18 protein-coding genes and 1 tRNA gene are annotated in these 21,251 nt (G+C 58.3%); 2 read left to right on the top strand and 17 right to left on the bottom strand.

Annotated features, from left to right (window positions below; translation table 11 throughout):
• Positions 1-76: 76 nt before the first annotated feature.
• The 5 genes from HMPREF2928_RS04090 to mca form a co-directional block, all read right to left on the bottom strand.
• Positions 77-1,348: an MFS transporter gene (locus HMPREF2928_RS04090; protein ID WP_246823240.1), complete on the bottom strand. Its 1,272-nt coding sequence runs from the start codon at positions 1,346-1,348 to the stop codon at positions 77-79.
• Between the two features lie 416 nt (positions 1,349-1,764).
• Complete coding sequence (locus tag HMPREF2928_RS04085; protein ID WP_070687436.1) at positions 1,765-2,271, bottom strand: NUDIX hydrolase; 507 nt, start codon at positions 2,269-2,271, stop codon at positions 1,765-1,767.
• Between the two features lie 126 nt (positions 2,272-2,397).
• Positions 2,398-2,925: a prepilin peptidase gene (locus tag HMPREF2928_RS04080; RefSeq protein WP_049346792.1), complete on the bottom strand. Its 528-nt coding sequence runs from the start codon at positions 2,923-2,925 to the stop codon at positions 2,398-2,400.
• Positions 2,926-3,036: 111 nt separating this feature from the next.
• Positions 3,037-3,846 carry a polyprenyl diphosphate synthase gene (gene uppS / locus HMPREF2928_RS04075; protein WP_070687435.1) on the bottom strand — a complete coding sequence of 270 codons (810 nt, stop codon included), beginning with the start codon at positions 3,844-3,846 and terminating at the stop codon, positions 3,037-3,039.
• A 279-nt stretch (positions 3,847-4,125) separates the two neighbouring features.
• Positions 4,126-5,097, bottom strand: coding sequence for a mycothiol conjugate amidase Mca (gene mca, locus HMPREF2928_RS04070; RefSeq protein WP_070687434.1), 972 nt, complete (start codon positions 5,095-5,097; stop codon positions 4,126-4,128).
• Between the two features lie 419 nt (positions 5,098-5,516).
• Between mca and greA the strand changes: the two genes are divergently transcribed.
• Positions 5,517-6,014: a transcription elongation factor GreA gene (greA, locus tag HMPREF2928_RS04065; protein ID WP_070687433.1), complete on the top strand. Its 498-nt coding sequence runs from the start codon at positions 5,517-5,519 to the stop codon at positions 6,012-6,014.
• 146 nt (positions 6,015-6,160) lie between these two features.
• The gene (locus tag HMPREF2928_RS04060) at positions 6,161-6,496 is read left to right on the top strand and encodes a hypothetical protein (RefSeq protein ID WP_070687432.1); all 336 of its coding nucleotides are present in this window, start codon (positions 6,161-6,163) and stop codon (positions 6,494-6,496) included.
• Positions 6,497-6,600: 104 nt separating this feature from the next.
• On the opposite strand, the gene ilvA is transcribed toward HMPREF2928_RS04060, so the two are convergent.
• The 12 genes from ilvA to eno all read right to left on the bottom strand — a co-directional run bounded on the left by ilvA (position 6,601) and on the right by eno (position 21,105).
• Entirely contained in the window at positions 6,601-7,854 is a 1,254-nt protein-coding gene (ilvA, locus tag HMPREF2928_RS04055) for a threonine ammonia-lyase (protein ID WP_070687431.1), read from the bottom strand.
• Positions 7,855-8,064: 210 nt separating this feature from the next.
• Complete coding sequence (locus HMPREF2928_RS04050) at positions 8,065-9,291, bottom strand: AI-2E family transporter (protein ID WP_049354991.1); 1,227 nt, start codon at positions 9,289-9,291, stop codon at positions 8,065-8,067.
• Between the two features lie 172 nt (positions 9,292-9,463).
• A complete protein-coding gene (locus HMPREF2928_RS04045) occupies positions 9,464-10,474 on the bottom strand; it encodes a Bax inhibitor-1/YccA family protein (RefSeq protein WP_049355870.1) in 1,011 nt (336 codons plus the stop codon).
• Positions 10,475-10,673: 199 nt separating this feature from the next.
• Positions 10,674-11,558 (bottom strand): Cof-type HAD-IIB family hydrolase, encoded by an 885-nt coding sequence (locus HMPREF2928_RS04040; protein ID WP_070687430.1) that lies wholly within the window; start codon positions 11,556-11,558, stop codon positions 10,674-10,676.
• 610 nt (positions 11,559-12,168) lie between these two features.
• Positions 12,169-12,242: transfer RNA gene (locus HMPREF2928_RS04035), tRNA-Leu, on the bottom strand.
• Positions 12,243-12,501: 259 nt separating this feature from the next.
• Entirely contained in the window at positions 12,502-13,887 is a 1,386-nt protein-coding gene (locus HMPREF2928_RS04030; protein WP_070614686.1) for an NAD(P)/FAD-dependent oxidoreductase, read from the bottom strand.
• A 470-nt stretch (positions 13,888-14,357) separates the two neighbouring features.
• The gene (locus tag HMPREF2928_RS04025; RefSeq protein ID WP_070614688.1) at positions 14,358-15,989 is read right to left on the bottom strand and encodes a S8 family peptidase; all 1,632 of its coding nucleotides are present in this window, start codon (positions 15,987-15,989) and stop codon (positions 14,358-14,360) included.
• A 63-nt stretch (positions 15,990-16,052) separates the two neighbouring features.
• On the bottom strand, positions 16,053-17,006 hold the full coding sequence (locus HMPREF2928_RS04020) for a Ppx/GppA phosphatase family protein (protein ID WP_005508954.1): 954 nt from the start codon (positions 17,004-17,006) through the stop codon (positions 16,053-16,055).
• Positions 17,007-17,158: 152 nt separating this feature from the next.
• Positions 17,159-17,758 (bottom strand): DUF501 domain-containing protein, encoded by a 600-nt coding sequence (locus HMPREF2928_RS04015; RefSeq protein ID WP_070614690.1) that lies wholly within the window; start codon positions 17,756-17,758, stop codon positions 17,159-17,161.
• Positions 17,759-17,842: 84 nt separating this feature from the next.
• A complete protein-coding gene (locus HMPREF2928_RS04010) occupies positions 17,843-18,487 on the bottom strand; it encodes a septum formation initiator family protein (RefSeq protein WP_070614693.1) in 645 nt (214 codons plus the stop codon).
• A 252-nt stretch (positions 18,488-18,739) separates the two neighbouring features.
• Entirely contained in the window at positions 18,740-19,651 is a 912-nt protein-coding gene (locus HMPREF2928_RS04005; protein WP_070614695.1) for a beta-1,6-N-acetylglucosaminyltransferase, read from the bottom strand.
• A gap of 173 nt (positions 19,652-19,824) precedes the next feature.
• Positions 19,825-21,105: a phosphopyruvate hydratase gene (gene eno, locus HMPREF2928_RS04000; protein ID WP_005506838.1), complete on the bottom strand. Its 1,281-nt coding sequence runs from the start codon at positions 21,103-21,105 to the stop codon at positions 19,825-19,827.
• Positions 21,106-21,251: the final 146 nt, after the last annotated feature.

Raw genomic sequence — 21,251 nt, 5'->3', positions numbered from 1 at the left:
ACTCGCCATGACGGCGGGTCGCCCCTCCCTCTGTATGTGTTCTCTGCTCCGTCAATGAGTTGGTAGCGGGTTCTCGCTATTGTTCAACGATATTAAACACTTTGAACTGTTTATAGTGGACCAGCGTGTAGATGAGGCAGAGTACAGCCGGGATACTAACGACAAGCGCAGCGTTGAAGGAGCCGAGATGGTCAAGCATCAGTGCTACCGCGCCCATGGAGTACAGCGTTCCTAATCCAAACACGGCACCGTCAAGGGAGCTGGCACGCCCCAGTAGCTCATTCGGTGTAATGCAGTCACGCAGATTGTTGGAGAAGATGAAAGCTGATGCCCATCCTACGTCCAGGATGAAGAGCAGGGCGCCGAGCACTACGGGGTTATTGCTGACGGTGACGAGCGGTATTCCAAGCAGGGATACGACGTTGGCAACCAGTAGCATTCCTCGTGTGTTCTCGAAAGAGAGGAAACGATCGATGATGAGCGCCGCGACGATACCACCGATACCGCTGCAGGCCATAATCATGCCTACCACTGAGGCTTCAAAAGTGAGTTCCTCATACAGGCGGTAAATAATGATGAGTGAATACGATGCCGTAGCTGCCGCCAAGAAGAACGTGTAGACAAGGATAAGTCTCTGCGGGGCGCCGGAGAACATGTATTGGATACCGTCAAACATGCGGTGAATAAATCCACGTTGTGCGGTTTCGCGTTGCTCAGTTTTAGTTTCCATCTCTACGGATGGCAACGTTGCGTATGAAATAGTTGCCGCTCCGAAAAGGAGCACCGGGACGATAAGACCGACCGTTGCACCCGCGACAAGAACAATAAATCCTGCTGTAGGGGGCGCAACGATTGCGGATATTCCCTCGCAAATTTCACGACGTGCATTGTACGAAAGAAGGTTTTCTCGTCCGAGAAGCTGCGGAATATATCCTGCTTCTGAGGCAGCAGCCAGCTCGGAGAAGACGCCGCTCACAAATCCTAGTGCGGCGATGGCGAACCATGACAGCATATGCTGCTCAATCATCAACGCCAAGGTAAGGATGCTGAGGATGTTTACTGCCCCGGCAATCACAATCATAGGTTTTCGAGGCAGACTATCAGATAGGGTTGCTAGTGGATATGCCAAGGCGATATTGGGGATTTGCATGGCTACCGCCATTACGCCAGCCAACCCAATTTCGCCTGTACTAGCGAGAATCGCGATGGGTAGGGCGAAGGAATATATTCCTGTACCTACCAGAGAGCCAATAAGGGCTACGTAGATTCTCCAGGGTATTTTATGTGTTGTCATGCTTTGTTCCTTCCAGGACGCATCAAAATAGCGACCAAGAATTGCGATGAACACAATGAGCCTAGTTCACAGAAAAATGGCATGCCTTAAAGATTTATAGGCAGAGTAAAAGGAAAGCGACTACGCTCACCAGAACATCACGTGAACGAATCTTTCTCGGGTTACTGACTAATACGGGGCCGTCACTCCCAATGTAACCCATGTCATATATAAAGCATCTCATGTACACCACTCATAGCTCGATACGCAGGTACAACTTAAGGTAAAAAAGACAAAAACAAAATAAAACCATGGCAACCTTTAGGCTTCCAGTCCCCCACTCCCACAGAAAAACAGGAAGAACCACCCAATAACATGTAACAAACTGTCATAAAAATGCTGGGGGGGCGACTCGCCATGACGGCGGGTCGCCCCTCCTTCTGTATGTGCAGGTTTAGTTCGGCAGCTTTTACTCAGCCCCAGCAGCCGGTCTAGTACTCTTCCGGCGGCACCGACTCCAAACCAAAACGGCAGTGACCGTCATAGTTCAGCGCCGCATCAATACGGTCCAGCATCCGCTCCGAAAGCAACGCACGCTCCGCCGGGTCAGACACATCCACCCAACGCACCTGCGAAGACTCTTCATCGTTCACCTTCGCCTCACCAGAAACCCAGCGGCACAAGAACGTATGATCCAAGAACTGGCAGCGGTCACCATTACCGAACTGCATGGCAGGGTCAGCCTTCACCTGCGCCAACTCCAGCACCTCAATCTGCACGTTCGCTTCCTCCTGCGCCTCACGCAGGCAGGTCAGTGCGGGGCTCTCCCCCGGGTCCACAATGCCCGTAATCGGGGTCCACGCCCCGTTATCGCTACGGCGCACCAGTAGCACCTTAGAATCCTGCTCACGGTACACCACAGCCGTCGCACCGGACAGCCACAGGTAATCCGATCCAATCTGCTCACGCAGCTTACGGATATAGGGAGGAGTAGGCATAACATCAACCTTTCAAAAGCCCCGGCAAGTCTATCGGGAATAGGTGCTAGAGAGCAGAGCAAACAGCCGCGAGCCGCACACAGAACAAGCCCGCCACTTAGCCGGACGGTCACCCTACTTCGAAATCTACCACAGAGAATACGCCGGAGCAGCCAACGCCACCAGCGCCCCCAAAAGCATAAACGGACCGAAAGCAATGCGGGTGCTACCGCGCGCCTTCGTAAACAGCACCAGAGCCAAAGACACCAGACCACCGGCAAGGAACGTCACCAGCGACGCCCAGCCCAGATTCGCCCAGGACAGGTACCCGAGCACGCCGCCCAGAATACCGGCAAGCTTCACATCCCCGCGGCCCAGCGCGCCAAAAGACAGGATACGCAGAAGCAGGTAGCAGAACCACAGCACCAGACCGGCACCAATCACACGCCAAATATCGGCGGGGCGACCGGCAAAAAGCAAAGACACCGGCAGCGCCGTATAGGTGGCAATAGCCAAAGGAATCAGGATGCGGTGCGGCAGACGGTGCTCCCGCACATCAATACGCCACAGCCGCAGGGCGCACCACAGAAAATACAGCAGGTAGCTGCCGAGCACCAGAGCGGCAATTGTGGAGGCGCCTCCAGCGTTGTAGAGGCGGGAAAGCTCAGCGAGCATAGAACGTCCATTCTGTATTGCTGGAGGCTGTACTACCGGAGGCTGCTAGCCAGGAACCAGCCAGCCAGCCGGCCGAGAAACACGCGCCGGCGGCGCTAGAACGCATAGGTTCTAGGAACCGAAGCGGCGGGAACGGTTCGCGTAATCCCGCAGGGCACGCAGAAAATCAACGCGTGTGAAATCCGGCCACAGGGCGCGGCAGAAGTAAAACTCAGAATACGCACTCTGCCAGGTCATGAAACCGGACAGGCGCTGCTCGCCCGAAGTGCGAATCAGCAGGTCCGGGTCGGGCATATCGGCGGTGTACAGGTGCGAAGAAATATCCTCCACGCTCAGCTGTTCGGCAAGCGAGTCCAAGGATGCCCCCTCAGCGGCAGCCTCGCGCAGAACCGAGCGGACCGCGTCCACAATCTCCTGGCGGCCGCCGTAACCGACCGCAATGTTCACGCGAACACCGGGCAGGTGCGCAGTCTGCTCAATCGCCCAGTCCAGGCGCTCGTGCAGCTGGCGAGGAATCAGGTCAATATTGCCGATAGCGCGCACCGGACCGCAGGCGGACTCCACCAGACGCACCAAGAACGCATCAATCACAGCGACCAGACCGGTCAGTTCCTTCTCGGGGCGTTTCAGGTTCTCGGTGGAGAGCATGTACAGGCTCACCTGCGGAATCGACAGCTCAGTACACCAGGCCAGAAAATCAATAATTCGCTCCGCACCGGCGGCGTGGCCCTCACGGGTGCTCAAGCCGCGCTGAGCCGCCCAGCGGCGGTTACCGTCCACCAGCACTCCAATATGTGCCGGCAGGGATGCGGGGCTCAGCGAGCGCGCCAGAGCCTGCTCATAGACGGTAGGCTCAGTGACAGTGCCGGGGTTGCTGGCGTGGCCGTGCACAGTAATCACGGGCAGGGCGTTGGCGCTCATAGCTCATACCTCATTCGGCTGTCGTGGCAGATAATTCAGCGGGCTCTAACGAAAGAGTCCAAGCTCTTATTCTACGCCGCCGCGCCGTACCTTCGCGGCAATCGGCATCGCGGTTGGGCTGAGAATCGGCTCAAAATTTGTGGCGGCTGGTGGCGGCATTCAGGGTTGCGTACAGGGGCTGCACGCATCGCGCGCCTAAGAATGGTTGATGCCCTTCACCTACGACTCATATCGTGGGTGAAGGGCATCATTGTAACGCGCGGGGCGCTGCGCCCCAGCCTAGATAACGTAGTAGTCGCTCAGGCCCTCGTCCAGGCTAGATTCGGGCAGCTGAACCTCAGCGTGCGAGGCGGCCAGCGTGTAGTCCTCCCAGGGCCAAATGTCCTTCAGCTGTTCGCTGGGAACGGCGAAGAACACGCCGTTCGGGTCCACCTGCGAGGCGTGCGCGCGCAAAGCCTGATCGCGCTGCTCAAAGTGATCGGTCACCAGGATGCGGGTCGTAGTCTCGTGGCGAGGCGCCTCACCCGAGGAGGCGCGGTGCGCGAGGTTCTCAATCCAGCCGCTCAGCAGGCTCTCACCGTGCGTATCGAGCAGATGCTCGTGCAGGGCGAGGGTGCGTTCGGGGTTGAATGCGCGGTCGTAGTAGAGCTTCAGTGGGGTCCAGGGCTCACCCTCACCCACGTAGGCTTCCGGGTCGCCTGCCTTCTCGAATGCTTCCACGGCAACCTTGTGGGTCATGATGTGGTCGGGGTGCGGGTAACCGCCGATCTCGTCATAGGTGATGATGATGTGGGGGCGGTACTCACGCACCAGACGCACGAGCGGCGCGGCGGCACGGTCCAGGGGCATGGTGCCAAAGCTACCGAAGGGAAGCGGCGACATGGGGTCGCCCTCGGGCAGACCCGAGTCGAAGAAGCCAATCCAGCGGTGCTCAATACCCATAATCTCGCGGGCAGCCGCCATCTCAGCACGGCGCAGACCCGGCAGGTCGCGGTGCGCACGCGGGCTCTTATCGATCTCCTCGTTCAGGATGTCACCGCGCTCGCCGCCGGTCATCGTCGCCACCATGAAGCGGGCGCCACGGGCAATATACGCCGAGGCGGTACCGGCGCCCTTGGAAGACTCGTCGTCCGGGTGGGCGTGCACCGCGAGGATGCGCAGACCGGTGTAGTCCTCCTCCAGGGGTTTGAGGGAGTCCACGGGAGGGTGAGACGGCAGGTTTGCCTTCAGCTGTTCAATGGCTTCGCTCACGGTGGTCTCCTTTAGATGATGCGCCAGGGGGTCGATGATGTGTCTGTGACTCGCGAATACGAGCGCTACACGGCAGAAATTTTACGGTTGTAGCTTCTCGTATGATACCCAAGGATAGCGCCGGTACACTAGCGCAGATGACGCCGTGTGACATCGTGAAACATGCCGTCATATCAGCAGATTCTTGGGCATGAAACAGGCTGATGCTGGCGGAGCGTTCAGCTACAGGCGTGCGTACCGACGAAGATGCGCTCAGAGGGGAAGATACGACCGGCATAACAGCCGAAAATCCTCCGGTGCTCTAGAATAGGTCTGTTGATTCATTCCGTTACCGGTACCGCCGCGCATTGAACGCGGCACGCGGTAGCGGGTTTATTCGTTTCGCACCGGCAGAGCCGGCGCATAAGCAAAGGACACGCATGGCTGAAAACACCGGTGCATGGCTCACTCAGGACGCCTTCGACCGCCTCACCCAGGAGCTGGAGTACCTCTCCGGCCCGTACCGCCAGGAAATCGTTGACCGCATCGCGCAGGCACGCGATGAGGGTGACCTCCGCGAGAACGGCGGCTACCACGCAGCACGCGACGAGCAGGCGAAGAACGAGGCGCGCATCAAGCAGCTCAAGCACCTGCTGGAAACCGCGCACATCGGCGACACTCCCGCTGACGACGGCGTGGTAGAACACGGCATGGTTATCGAAGCTGAGGTTGCCGGCCGCACTCTGAAGTTCCTGCTCGGCTCCCGCGAAATTGAGGACACTCTGCCGGCAGGTAGCGACCTGAAGGTCTTCTCCGAGAAGTCCCCGCTGGGCGCAGCAATTATGGGCGCTAAGCAGGGTGACGAGGTCACCTACCAGGCACCCAACGGCAACGATCTGGTGGCTAAGATCATTTCAGTCACCCCGTTCCAGGGCTAAGCTCTGGGCGCAAAAGGTTTCAGGTGAAAACTCGGGCTACTCGTATAGTCCGGGTTTTTATGTAACCGTTATAGCCCACCTTCAAGTGCCCGCTCCCCTGGCCGTTTCGGGCGTATCCCTTGCAATATCCCCTCTTAAGGAAAACTATGGAACCTGTAGATTTTGACGATATTCCCCTCGAGATTTTTCTGGAGGATATTATGGACCTCACCCGGCTGTTTCCGGAGGATTTTCCTGCGGAATTCGCTAAAATGGCCGCACGTATCGGGGTGGAGAAACAGCACCTGTTCATTACAGACTTCATCGAAGACACCCGGGAACATGTGGTAGAGCACTATCTGGGGTATGTCTTTGATGCGCTCAACCGCAGAATGTACCAGTACGAGATTCGGGGCGGGAACAAGCTCTATCTTAAGGAAGTCCCGGTGGAGGACCTCACTGTACGCGATACGTACAGTGTGAAGGTTCTTGACCTGCTCTAGTACGGCGGCACCCGGGCAGGATGCAAGCCCCGCCCCGTTGCAGCACCGACAGGGTCACAACGGTACCGGTTGGTATAGTGCGGGGGCTGCCCACGTTCTGGTCTTTAGTAGACGATGATGGGCTTGAAACCCTCATCCTCCAGGGCAGAAATAACCTGGCGGCAGTGCTCCACACCCTTGGTCTCCATGTCGATCGTAATCGACACGTCACCCATGGAGAGCGAGCCACCCACGCGGGTGTGGTCCACACCGGTGACGTTCGCGTCGTTCTCGGAAATAATGCGGGAGATGGTCGCCAGCTCACCCGGACGGTCAGACAGCATCATCTTCACGGTCATGTAGCGGCCAGCAGCAGACAGACCGCGCTGAATCACCTTCAGCATCAGCATCGGGTCAATATTGCCGCCGGAGAGCACGCACACGACCGTACCCAGATCGCCGTACTCTTCCTTCAGCTTGCCGTTCATCAGCGCCGCCACGGGTACCGAACCGGCAGGCTCCACCACAAGCTTGTTACGTTCCATCAGGAAAATCAGGGCGCGAGCAATGTCGTCTTCGCTCACGGTCGCCACATCGTCCACCAGTTCCTTGATGATGGAGAAAGGCATCTGACCGGGGCGGCCCACCGCAATACCGTCAGCGATGGTAGAAACCTTCTTCAGCGGCACCAGAGCATCCGCGGCAAGGGACAGCGGGTACGCCGCCGCGTGCTCCGCCTGAACACCGATAATCTTGATCTTCTTGCCGAGCTTCTGCTCCTTCGCGCGGATAGCAGCGGACAGACCGGCCAGCAGACCGCCGCCGCCAACACCCACGATCACCGTGTCAACGTCCGGAACCTGCTCCAGAATCTCCAGACCGATAGTGCCCTGACCGGCAATAATGTCTTCATTGTCGAAGGGGTGCACAAACACAGCGCCGGTCTCTTCGGCGTAGCGCTTCGCCTCCGCCAGAGCCTCATCCACGGTCACACCGTACAGTTCAACCTCAGCACCGTGATCACGGGTCGCAGTAATCTTCGGCAGCGCCGCACCCAGCGGCATGTAAATACGAGCCTTAATGCCCAGACGGTCAGCCGCCAGAGCCACACCCTGAGCGTGGTTACCCGCGCTCGCCGCCACGACGCCGCGCTTCTTCTCCTCCTCGGAAAGCTTCGCCATGCGCACGTACGCGCCGCGCACCTTGAAGGAACCGGCACGCTGCAGGTTCTCACACTTAAAGAAAACCTCGGAACCGAGGCGCTGGCTCAGCGCACGCGAATGAGCGACGGGGGTGCGTTCAATAACGCCTTCGAGCAGCTCTGCGGCACGTTCAATGTCGGTGAGGGTCACGGGCAGGGAGTCGAGATCTACGCTCACGAGGTTTCCATTCTGATGGTACGTATTCTGGCGGCATCTAGCCCCACACGCAGAAGGGCGCGCGGTGGCACAGTGCACACTCCATTTTAGAGGATGCGCCGACATAAAGCAGGGGGCGTCCCCGCACTCTCAACAGGTAGTGCAAGAACGGCCCCCGATCTAGGTTATGTGCGAGCGTCTAGCCCGCGGTTAGTCACAATGAACTGAGTTCTAAGCCTTCTCAGATTCCTGAGATTCTTCAGAGCCTTCGGAGTCTTTAGCTTCCTTCACCTTTTCAGCCTCTTCAGCCTTCTTACGTCGCTCCAGCTCATGCGGGAAGAGGAACTCCTCCTCACGAGGCGCTTCCTTCTCCCAGCCGCGGCCCGCCAGGTAACGCACCACCGCGTTGACCACAGCCAGAGTCGGTACGGCGAACAGAGCACCCACCGCACCAAAAATCATGGAGCCACCAGCCACCGAGAAAATAACCGCCAGCGGGTGCAGGGAGACAGCCTTACCCATAATGAGCGGCTGCAGAATGTGGGATTCGAGCTGCTGAACCAGCAGAACAATACCGAGCATAATCAGCGCCTGTACCGGGCCCAGAGCAACCAGCGCCAGCAGCACAGCCACAGCACCGGAAATGAGGGCACCAATCACCGGAACGAAAGAGCCGAGGAAGACCAACACGCCCAGCGGGATAGCCAGCGGAACACCCAGAATTGCGGCACCAATACCGATGCCGATAGCGTCAATAGCCGCCACCAGAATCTGAACGCGCACGTACGCACCCAGGGACTTCCAGCCCGCGCGACCCGCACCGTTGACCGCGGCACGCGCATCCTTCGGGAAGAGGCGGGTGACGAACAGCCAGATACGCTCGCCCTCCATCAGGAAGAAGACCAGGGTAAACAGGGTCAGCAGGGTACCGGTCGCAACCTCAGCCGCAGTCGAACCCACCTGAGACACACCGTGCAGCACGGAGCTGGGGTTATTGGTTACAGCGCTCTCCATCTGATCCAACAGCTGGTTCATCTGGTCGGCACCGAACTCGTAGCCGAGGTTCTTCAACCAACCAATCAGCTGCTGGTAGCCCTGCACCGCTTTATCCGCCATGGACACAAAACCACGCAGAATCTGCTGACCGGTCAGCGAAATAATACCGGCGAGCACCAGAATCATACCGATTTCGGCAATAGCCGCCGCGCCACCGGCACGAACACCCTTCTTACGCAGAAGCATCACGGCGGGGCTCAACAGAGCCGCCAGAAGCAAAGCCACCAGAAGAGAAATAACCAGCAGGGAGACGTGCCCCAGACCCTTCCAAAGGATCCAGCCGGCACCGGCAATCATAATGATGCGCCACGCCCAAGCACCGGCAACTTCCATGGCAAAAGGAACCCGGTAGCCGCGCTCCTCCTCGGCTACATGTTCTTCTGCAACAGGTGTAATTTTCACGGTGTCTCCAAATCGTTATCGGTGTCGCACTCGTGCGGGGTAGCTTCAGCTACCCCATCGGAGGCGGTGTGTGGTGTTGTTATTGTGTGCTCTCCCCGCGCCTCGATGCACCGGGGAAGTAAAGCGGCAAAGGCGGCGGCACCATCACGGTACCGCCGCCTCAAAGTGAGCTTTAGTCGTTGCTAAAGATGCTTGCCAGGTACATGAGAACGCGCAGAATCTCAACGTACAGCCAGACCAGAGAAGCGGTCAGGCCGAAAGCAAGGCGCCAGGACTCACGCTCGGGCAGGCCCGCCTCCACAGCCTCGGAGGTGGTGGTGAAGTCCAGCAGCAGCGAGTAGGTTGCCAGCGCAACAGCGAACAGACCAACAACCAGACCCAGCGGAATACCGCCGATGGAGAAGCTGTTCAGCGAGGAACCGAAGATACCCGCACCCAGAATCGAGATGAGGCCGTACGCCATGTAACCGATAGCGCCAATCATGAAGATCTTGTTCAGCTTGGGGGTTGCGCGCAACTTACCGTTCGCAAACAGAGCCAGGGTGGTACCTGCAACCACGAGGGTTGCCAGAACCGCCTGAATTGCCACGCCGGGGTAGCGCATATCCACAACTGCGGACAGGCCGCCGAGCAGCAGGCCTTCCATGAGCGCGTAGGTCATGACCAGGACCGGGGAAACCTTCTTCTTGAAGGAGTTCACCAGACCCAGCACCAGGCCGCCAACCATGCCCAGGAGCAGCAGCACCGGTGCATGCCATGCAACGGCGGCACCGACAGCGACCAGACCCAGGTTGATACCGGTCTTGACCATGACATCGTTCATGGTCAGACGCTCACCTGCGGAAATGGGCTCCGAGTAGGTGGGAGCCGCTACGCCGTAGTCAGCCTCACCGTACGGCTGGCCGTACTGTGCCTGCTGGTCATACTGGGGCTGGCCGTACTGCTGACCATAGGGCTGCTGACCGTACTGGGGCTGACCGTATGCGTTCTGACCGTAGCCCTGCTGGCCGTACTGGCCGTAGGACTGCTGACCGTACTGACCGTAAGTCTGCTGGCCGTAGCCCTGCTGCTGACCGTACGCCTGCTGGTTGTTCTGCTGAGACTGCGCACCAAAGCGACCGAAACGAGAGTCACCCTGAGTGGCATTCTTCGTCATTGAATTCAGAAGCGGATTTCCCGCCATCATTCTCTCCTTCATACGGGGACAAAACTAATTCTTGTTAATTCTATCGGATAGATTCTGCGCTCACGGGCGCTGTTCGTTACCAGCAAGCGCATCTGGCGACCTTGCCAGAATATTTCAGGGCGGTGTTTACCTGAGGTTCACCCAAGTCCACACCGCCCCGCACGCAAACGCTTCTGTGTGCCTCTTCGTGAAGTCTCTATTGCGAAGCTTCCAAACGATCCAGGAGCTGCTCCAGATAATCCAGAACTGCTTGCTCCTCGTTCGAGCCAATCACCTCATCGGCAGCATTTCGCACAACCTCCGGGGCGTTAGACATGGCGACACCCCAGCCCGCGTAGCGGAGCATCTCCATGTCGTTCTCGCCGTCACCGAAGGCAAGAATGCCCGCCGGGTCAGCATCCAGACGCTCGCACAGGTCCTTCAGACCGGTCGCCTTGTTGACACCGGTACGCACCAGGTCAATGGCACCGAAGCCGCTAACCATCGGAGTGACGGTCTGCGGCAGAGCCTCACGCAGGTAAACGCTCAGTTGCTGCGTCTGCTTAGGCGGAGTCAGCAGCGGGAACTTAATGGGTGCACCCTCAAAATCTTCAATAGAGTCAACCATGACCGAGCCGGGGAAGAAGAACGCCGCAAAGTCCTCCAGGGTGAGGGTTTCGGGAAGCTCCTGACCGGTGTCTTCAAAATAGCAGCGAATCATGTGCACAATCTGATCGCAACGATCCTTGGGCAGGTAAATACCCTCGGTGGTGCACACCAGCAGACCGATCTGGTCCAGCCCCTGCACTACCTCAATAATGCGCGGGATATCCTCTTCCTCAAAGGGATGCACGGCAAGCTGACCGCTGTCATCGGCGAGGTACGCGCCGTTCTCAGCAATGTAGGTGAGGCCCTGGTCCTCGAAACCGCGCATATAGTCCTGTAGCTTGGCATGGGTATTTCCGCTCGCCACGACGAAGTGGATTCCATGCGCCTGCAGGCGGGGCAGGATGCGCGCGAACCGTTCGGTGTCGAAGGTTTTGGAGTCGGTGAGGAAGGTGCCGTCCATATCGACGGCAATGATGGAGGGTTTAGTCTGCATGCTGTGCCTTTCTGACTCTGCTCCCCCGTTCAGGCAGGGGTGCGTCTGTGGCTGTGTCTCTTTATAGGGTCTCACGTTTTTTGAGCTCCGGAAGACGGTTCGCGGGTGTTTTAGGGCGTGGAGCCCCGTCACAAAACGTCATCTAAACCCCCTGTTTTGCACTCTTTTTCTCCACAAACTAGACTTACTTGAAGTGTAAAACTTTACTTGTCAAGCTTAAAGGCATGAACAACACCACGAAATACAGCGGCGCAGGCAAGTTCTCCATCGACGCGCTCGTGACCGCGCGCCGCAAGTAAGCTTTGAACCGCCTCCTGCCTCCACACATGACCGAGGCAGGCAATCACCTGCAGGTTCACCAGACTTCACCGCCAGCCGTCCTGATTCCGGCAGAGGACGAGCTCTTCTATCCGCGGTGAAGAGAGTGCGCGGAATGCCATAGCCCGCACCGCCACTCCACGATGCCCCCGATAGTATGGGTCGGGGGCATCGCCTTTTCACCCCCACAAAACCCCAGATATGTAAACCTTCAGATACGCAAGCGGCGGCCCCTCCCCCACGGGAAGAGCCGCCGCCCATCTATACCGCACATCTACGCGCGTCTATGCTGTGCCCCCACTGGGACTCGAACCCAGAACACAAGGATTTTAAGTCCTCTGTCTCTGCCAATTGGACTATGAGGGCGTATCCCGAACAGTCCGGGACACAAGTAATTATTATTCCACGAAAACGCACTCGAACCTAAGCGGAAACACATTTCAAGCAGTTCCCCGCACCCTGCCTCAGCAAGCATCATGCAAAAGCACCGGTGGGCGGCTAAGCTAGACAGCTCGCAAGCACCCAGGCGCAGAATAGGCGGTGCAGAAGACTAAGGTCTTCCACACCGCCCATTGCTTTATCTCAAATGCGCTATCTCAGGGGCATACCCCTAAGTCAGGCTATTTTAGAGCTTTGCCTTCTGGCGTGCCGGTGCAGTACCGGTTGCTTCCTGGAATGCCAGGCGCGGGGAGCGCTGGTGGCGAATCGAGGAGGTGTCGCGACCGAAAATCTGGTTCAGAGCCCAGGTGGTCATAACGCGAACGGTACGCTCGGTGGTGGGGATTGCAGAGCCGTGGTAGCCGCGGTGCATGATCCATGCCAGCGGGCCGCCAATGGTCTTGCCCTTGAAGTTTGCAACGCCCTTCCACAGACCCAGACCTGCCACAACACCGATGGTCTCGTGGTAGTAGTCGGTCAGGGGCTCGCCGCGGCGAGCAGCCAGCAGGTTCTTAGCCAGAACAACAGCCTGGCGGGAAGCGTGCTGAGCGTTGGGAACGCAGAAGCCACCCACGCCGCCACCGGAGAGATCCGGAACAGCTGCGTTGTCGCCTGCTGCCCAAGCGCCCTCGACCACACCGTCGTCGCCGGTGACGCGCAGGTCTGCGCTCACGCGAACGCGGCCGCGCTCGTCAATCGGGAAGTCGGTGTTCTTCAGCATCGGGGATGCTGCCACACCTGCGGTCCAAATCAGGGTGTCGGTCTTAATCTCGCCTGCGGGGGACTTGTCAGCCATGTTGATCAGCTGCAGGTTGCCGTCGGTTGCGTCAGAGAGGGAGGTGTTCAGCAGGATCTCGATGCCGCGTGCACGCAACTCTGCAACAACCTTCTCTGCACGGTCTGCGGGGACCTCGGGCATGATGCGCGGTGCAGCCTCGACCATGACGAAGTGCAGGTCGGAAACGGAGAGACGCTCGTTGCGCTCGACAGCAACGCGTGCCATGTCCTCGAGCTCGGAGATGGTCTCAACGCCAGCGAAGCCACCACCAACGATGACGAAGGTCAGGGCGCGGCGGCGTGCCTCAGCGTCGGACAGCATGGATGCGACCTCGATGCGGTCCAGAACCCAGTTACGAACGGAGACTGCCTCTTCAATGGTCTTCAGACCGATAGCAACCTCTGCCAGACCCGGAATCGGGAATGCACGGGTCACTGCGCCTGCACCGAGTACAATCTCGTCGTACTTCAGCTCGAAGGGCTCACCGTTGTCGGTGGGCTCAACTACAGCGGTGCGCTCTGCGTGGTCGATGGAGACAACGCGGCCGGGAATCAGCTCGGTGTCGCGCAGGTGCTGACGCAGCGGCACAGTTGCGTTACGACCTTCCATGGAACCTGCCGCAACCTCGGGGAGGAAGGGCTGGTAAGTCATGTAGGGGTTCGGCTCAACGATGGTGACAACGCCACCGGTCTCCTTGATAGCCTTCTGGATCTTCTTAGCAACGGTGAAGCCGACGTAGCCGCCACCGACGATCAGGACGCGAGGACGGTCCTGTGCCACCTTAGTGAATGCCATTTTGTTACTTCCTAGTCTTTAGGTACCGAGGTTCGGTAGCCCCGGTAGGGTGGTATGTGCAACTTTCGGGTCGTTCCGAAAGCTCCCCTGACGAACAAAGCGGCCCGCTCTGGAAGTCCTTGCGCAACGCGAAGTGGCTAGCAGCACGAGCCTGTCTATCACATACCTGTTATCTTCTATTTTACGCCTTTGTTTAGGTAATTTCGCACCTATGGTCCCTTTGAGCTGAGCCTAAGTTAAAAGTTTTGAAGATATGAACAGAGTTCATCTCGTGATGCGGGTTACAGTCAAAAATACCCTTTCCGTTTTTTGCGCAACATATTCGATATTTTCGTTTATTGGGGTGTTCCGCCGTCTCAAGCCAGATCTCAAAGAACAAAGCCCGGGACCAGCTCAAAAGTCAGCCCCGGGCGAACAGGAGAAGTCTCCGCAGAGAAGAAAAACACCGGCACCCCAGACTCACAAGAACCCTAACGAGTCCCCCTCCGGGCACCCCGCTGCGACCCCTTTGAAACACGACTCTTTCCGTGATGAGCACCCGGATGATGCGCCATCTCACGAGCCATCCGCGCAGCCTGCCCCGCGCTCACATGCATCCTATGCAAACGATGCACCGAACCAGCCGTAATAATCGTCAGCCACAACGTCAGCGCCGCCAAAATTACCGGCGGCAACCAGCCACGATCCTCCGGAGGACGACGCGCATCCGGCGCAGCCGCCTTCACAATGCTCTCGCCCTCCTCATGGACCGGCGCAGCATCACTCGGAATCGGCTCACTCACCTGCTGCTTACGGTGCACCGCAATCCACTCAGAAATCGAACCCAACGGATTCGCCGTCACCGTAGGCGCCGCCAAAGCCATCGCATCCTGCGGATTGAAAATACCGTAACCATACAAAGGGTCACGGCCCGTCACACCAGCATCATCAGCCGAAGCAATCAAACGTTGGACCAGCTGAGCCGCCGACTCCTTCGGATACTTCTGCTTCAACAAAGCAGCAACACCCGTCACCAACGGAGCAGCAGCCGAAGAACCCGACCAAATCATGTACCCATTACCCGGAGCAGCCGCAATCATATCCGTACTCGGAGCAACCACAGCAATCGAAATACCCTGAGTCGACGAGCCCTCAGAAACCTGTTTATTCCGGTCAATACCGCCCACCGTCAACACGCCAGGAATCGTCGCCGGAGCACCAACCTGCGTCAAGCCGCTACCGCGGTTACCCGCAGCCGCAACAATCAGCACGCCCTTCTGCTCCGCATAGGCAAACGCCTCATCCCAGCTCTGCGGCCAGCTCGTCTTATTCGAGCCAATCGACATGTTAATAATCTGAGCCCCGTGGTCGACTGCATAACGCACCGCCGCCGGGATCTGCTCATCAATACTCTTACCGCCGGTCGTACCCATATTCAGCGAAATCGGCAGAATCTTCGCCTCGGGAGCCACACCAATCACACCGGTCGGCTTACCCGGCTGACCCGCAATCGCAGAATAGCCCTGCGTATCGTGGCCGTGACCTGCAATGAGAGAAGCGACCTCCGTGCCGTGCATCGGCTCAGCACCCAGGCCCTTCCAGCCGTCCTCGCTGCCCACGCCCGAGGCATCATAACCACGCAGAACATTACCCTCAAGATCCGGGTGGGTACCGTCCACGCCCGTATCAATCACAGCAACCGTCACGCCCTTACCCGTAGCCTGCGACCACAAGGACGTAATACCGTACTCGTTCAGCCAATACTCACGCTGACGAACATCATCACCATTCGTGGTCGACGTGCCCTTACTCGGAGTTGCGGAAGTCTTCGGCACCGCAGTAGCCGACGGTGAAGGAGTCGCCGTCACCTCCCTCTTCGGGCTCGGCGAAGCAGAAGGGGTCGGGTCCGTCGCCCAGGCAACAGGCGCCATCGGAGTCCACAACGGCAGAAGAGTCAACGCGGCACTGGCACCCAAAGCTGCAACCTTACGAATGCGGCGAGTAGCGCCTCGGTCAGAACCAACCGAGGCGCGCACACCAAATACACGAGACGCACAGGCGAAAGACGGCGCAAAAGACCAGCCGGTCAGGGGCATACCTCGCCGACGCTCAGAACGAACCATTAAAACTCCTCAAGCTGAGCCGCGCCGTGAATCACCGTTGGTTCACGGCGCGAGCGCTCAAGCCTACAGCTGGGACAGAGCGATACCGTCCAGAATGTCGTGCTCACTGACGGTCACCGAATCCACGGCGCCATCAGTCATCTCATTCAGACGGGTCAGGATACGGGCGTAAATCGTCGCGCCGGCACCAATCACATCCACCCGACCGGGGTGCATGTAGCCGAGCTCCTCACGCTCAGTACGGCTCAGCGAAGCCAACCAGCGGGCAGTCTTCTGAACGGTCTCTACGGAGAAGCTCTGAGCGTTAATAGCTTCAGAGTCATAACGGTCCAGACCCAGCGCGGCAGCAGCCACAGTGGTTGCGGTACCAGCCACAGCCACCACGCGGCGCGCATCCTGCAGGGGCACAGTCTTACGTGCCACCTCGAGAGCCTCGTCAGTATCAGCCTCAACGCGGGCAATCTGCGAGTCAGTGGACGGGGCGCTCATCATGTGACGCTCAGTCAGGCGCACACAACCAATATTGACGCTGCGGGAAGCCTTCACACCCGACTCGTCGCCGAGCACGAACTCAGTCGAACCGCCGCCCAGGTCAAACACCAGGGTGTCACCGTCGCCGTAACCGACAGCGCGCACCGCACCAGCGAAGGACAGAGCAGCTTCCTCATCACCGCTGATCACCTCGGGCTCAATACCCAGAATCTCGCGGATACCATCCACGAACACCTGACGGTTACCCGCATCGCGAGTCGCACTGGTCGCCACAAAACGCACCGAATCAGCGCCGTGCTCCTTCAGCAGCTGCGCATACTCACGAGCCGCAGCGAAAGTACGGTCCAGCGCCTCCTGCGCCAGCCAGCCGGTCGCGTCCACGCCCTGACCCAGACGCACAATGCGCATCTCACGCACAACGTCCTTCAGGACGGTCTTCTCGACCCCGTCCACCACCTCAGTAGTGGAATCAGCAATCAGCAGGCGAATAGAGTTCGTACCGCAGTCAATCGCACCAACGCGCACGGTGGGTTCCTTTCAGGTCTTCAATACCAATCAGTGCCAAAGGCAACGCGAGCGCCGCAGGCGAAAAATTTTCGCTTTTCGGCGCTCTTTCTTCTATCTATTATGCGCCCGCACCGTCGCTGACGACGATGCGGGCGCACCAGAATCAATATTTAGGCTTCTTCACGCCACGCAGGGTCGCAGGAGCAGACCTCGGGGGTCCACCACTCGGCGATAGCGTCCAGACCGCGGTCACCCATCGGGTTCACGCCGCGACCCACCGACAGGGTGTGGCCGATAACGGCGTGCAGGCACTTCACGCGGGTCGGCATGCCGCCGGCAGAGATGCCGTCAATCTCCGGGACCTCTTCGGTGCCGCTGATCAGGCGGATGCGCTCACGCTCAGCCAGGTAGTTCTCGTGTGCAGCAGCGTACTGTGCCGCCAGGTCCGCATCCTCAGCGAGCGAGTCGGTCATCTCGTACATCAGACCGCCCGCCTCCAGACGGGAAGCCGCAGCGGTAATCACCGGATGCGCCAGGTAGAACACGGTCGGGAAGGGGGTGCCGTTGCTCAGGCGCGGCGCGGTAGCAGCCACGAGCGGGTTACCGCACACGCAACGCGCCGGAATCTCGACCACGTCGCGGACCTTACGGCCCAGCTGCGCGGAAAGAACGCGGACGTCCTGCTCGGTGGGGGTCAGAGTTTCAACAGTTACGCCGAAGCCGCCGGGGGTGCGTGCCTTCAGCTCTTCAATGGTGTTTTCGGTGCTCATAATCCTAAGTTTCTGGAACGAGGGGTCGCCTCGTCCACTTGTGCCGGGTGTCTGCATGTGCAGGGTTGCTGCCGGCAGCTGGGGCTAGTTCTTCTCGAGAGAATTCCAAACCTTAGTAGTCCAGGCTTCCTCGGGGGCGTTCTTCGCATTCGCAGAAGTACCGTCCGCCTTCGTAGAGTCCTCGGTAATGCCGGTGACCACGTAGGGGGTGTCGCCGGGGTTCACATAGTAGAGGCGGCTACGTGCCTGCTGGCGAACATAGTTGTCGTCATTCCACCAGGTCTGCTCCGCCTTCAGCTGGGCGTTCTCCTGCTGCAGCTGAGAAATATGCGTGTTAATTCGCTTGATTTCCCGGTCCTGGTCAAAGTAGGTGACCACCGGGTATGCGGTACCGAGCGCAATCACGCCCACCACAACAGCGGTCAGGAAGCTACGGCCGGAGAACATGTGAGCCGCCACGGGGGCGTCGTATCCGTCCTCTTCACGGCCCTGCTGGGCAGCGGCGCGGCGGCGGGCACGCTCCTCACGGCGAGCCTGCGCCTGACGTTCACGCTCAGGGTGACGCTGGTTCAAACCCACGCCGAAGAAAAGGGCACTAGCCTTTTTCATCAGGGAAGTGCGGGCTTCCTTTGCGGCGCCTCGCGATTCTTCGGAGGCGGTAGCACCCTGAGCGGGTGCAGTGGAACTCGTAGAGTGCGACCGGGTCTGCTGGCTTGCTCGCTGGCTCATTGCTCTATCCTTCGTTCCGTTCTGTACCGCTAAACGCTTCCTTCATATTCTACCCGGGTTTGTACACTCACCTGAGCGTTCCCTCTGGAGCTACTTCCGGGGCCGTTTTGAAAGACCTTCGGGCTTTTTCGCTATGTGTTCGGGTGGGGTGCTGACACCCACCCAGGTAGAGCAAAAGGCGACGCTACCCCCAACGGAGATAGCGTCGCCTCTCGTTAAAAGCACCCCTGAATTGAAGGGGAGAACCCATCATTATCCGCGCTGGATGGCATCCAGAGCATCAATGAGCTGGGCAGATGCCTGGGGCTCAACCTTACGCGTAAACCATTTTCCTGATTCGAGGATGACAGGGAGATCTTTCTCGGTAAGCACCTCAGGGTGGGCGCCATTCCCGCTCCAGTCAATGTAATGGTGATTTGCATGGTTCTCCGAATGCTTTGTGCCCGGTGCCAACTGGCCGTCGGTCTCCCAGGCCTCAGCATTCTCACGAGCGGGTATATTGAGGAGTATACTCTGCATCCACATCTCGTCAGGCATAGGGGCAGAACGGAAAATCTTGGTGACCTCTCGGCCCGTCGGAGTTTTCAAAAAGTCCATCACCTGAAGTGCAGTCGAACGGGACACCGTCCAATAAGCCGACCCCTGATAAAACTGAATCGGCAAATTCTTGCGGGGGAACAGTCGTGAAATCTTATAACACACTTTGTGTACGCCCCTGCGGATAATCCCTTCAGGCAGTAGGCCTTCAAAGTCCTTATATTCCCGGTACAGCACCAGGACGTAGTTACGCATTCCGGGGGCTAACGCATAGAAGCTTACCCAAGAATGCTCCAGATTTTCGGGTCGAGCAAGATAATCAGCGTATTCGCGGAGAGGACGTACAGGGTAGCACTGCCCTGTAATGGACGCGTAATGAGTTGCTTCCGGATATTCTTTCAATGCCTGGGCTAGCATTTTTTGAGTTGCCTTCACAGCAGAGTAACCTGCCCAACGCACGTTTTCGCGTTCGCGGACATAAGATACGCCCTCGACGTAGAAATCATCGATATCTGCTTTCTTATCAATGTGGGCAACGCAGACACCGCCCGAGTTCAAAATATGCTGAGCAATTTTTTTGAACAGCTCCGGGTACTTATGGGCGAGGATGAGATAACAAACAGTCATGATTTTCCTATGTGATGCGTGAGTGAACGTATATGACTGATTATATGGCGCTGACAAGGAAAAACCGGGCCGACCCACAATACATGACGTGATGAATTACATCACTATGTATCGGGTTCGACCCGGCCTGTTCAGGGACGTTCAGCAGAACATCCCGCAACCTTCAAGCGTCATTATGCCTTGAAGCGGGGGAATGCGGACTTGCCAGCGTAAACAGCTGCCTCGCCCAGCTCTTCCTCAATGCGCAGCAGCTGGTTGTACTTAGCAACGCGCTCGGAACGTGCGGGAGCACCGGTCTTGATCTGGCCAGCGTTGGTTGCAACAGCCAGGTCAGCGATGGTGACGTCCTCGGTCTCACCGGAACGGTGAGAAACCATGCAACGGTACTCGTGGCGCTGTGCCAGCTCCATTGCATCGAGGGTCTCGGTCAGCGAACCGATCTGGTTCACCTTCACGAGCAGAGCGTTAGCTGCGCCCTCTTCGATACCGCGAGCCAGACGCTCGGGGTTGGTCACGAACAGGTCGTCACCGACGATCTGGACCTTGTCACCGATCTGCTCGGTCAGGGTCTTGTAGCCCTCCCAGTCGTTCTCGTCCAGGGGATCCTCGATGGAAACCAGGGGGTACTTTGCAACGAGGTCAGCGTAGTATGCGCTCATCTCAGCTGCGGACTTCTTCTGGCCCTCGAACTCGTATGCGCCGTCGTTGTAGAACTCGGAGGATGCAACGTCCAGTGCCAGTGCAACCTGCTCGCCCGGCTTGTAGCCAGCCTTCTCGATTGCCTCAACGATCAGGTCCAGTGCGGCTGCGTTGGACTCCAGGTTGGGTGCGAAACCACCCTCGTCGCCCAGGCCGGTTGCCAGGCCGCGGTCGTGCAGCACGGACTTCAGGGAGTGGTAAACCTCAACACCTGCGCGCAGAGCGTCAGAGTAGTTGTCGAAGCCGATGGGAGCAATCATGAACTCCTGGATGTCAACGTTGGAGTCTGCGTGAGAACCACCGTTGAGGATGTTCATCATGGGGACGGGCAGAACGTGAGCGTTCGGGCCGCCGAGGTACTTGTACAGGGGCAGATCAGCGGACTCAGCAGCTGCCTTAGCAACAGCCAGGGAGACACCCAGGATTGCGTTTGCGCCCAGCTTGCCCTTGTTGTTGGTTGCATCCAGAGCAATCATGGCTGCGTCAACAGCGCGCTGGTCGGAAGCCTCAATGCCGATGACCTCTTCAGCGATTTCTTCGATAACAGACTTCACTGCGCCCAGAACACCCTTGCCCAGGTATACGGACTTGTCGCCATCGCGGCGCTCAACAGCTTCCCACTCACCGGTGGATGCGCCCGAGGGCACAGCTGCGCGTGCGAAAGCACCGTCTTCGAGCAGAACCTCAACCTCAACGGTCGGGTTGCCACGGGAATCCAGGATCTGGCGTGCGTGAACTGCGGTAATAACAGCCATGAATTGTTCTCCTTATGAGATGTCAAGGATGTGAACGGCTCACCCGGTAGTGGACAAGTCGCGTCCCCTAAATTCTAGCAAAACTCCCACACAAACACACTAGTTGCCACCGCTTTTTTATTGCCTTATTGAAGGTCTAAATAACC

Source organism: Rothia sp. HMSC072B04 (assembly GCF_001813725.1).
In the GTDB taxonomy this organism is placed as follows: Bacteria; Actinomycetota; Actinomycetes; order Actinomycetales; family Micrococcaceae; genus Rothia; species Rothia mucilaginosa.
This window is presented reverse-complemented; position numbering and strand designations above follow the sequence as displayed.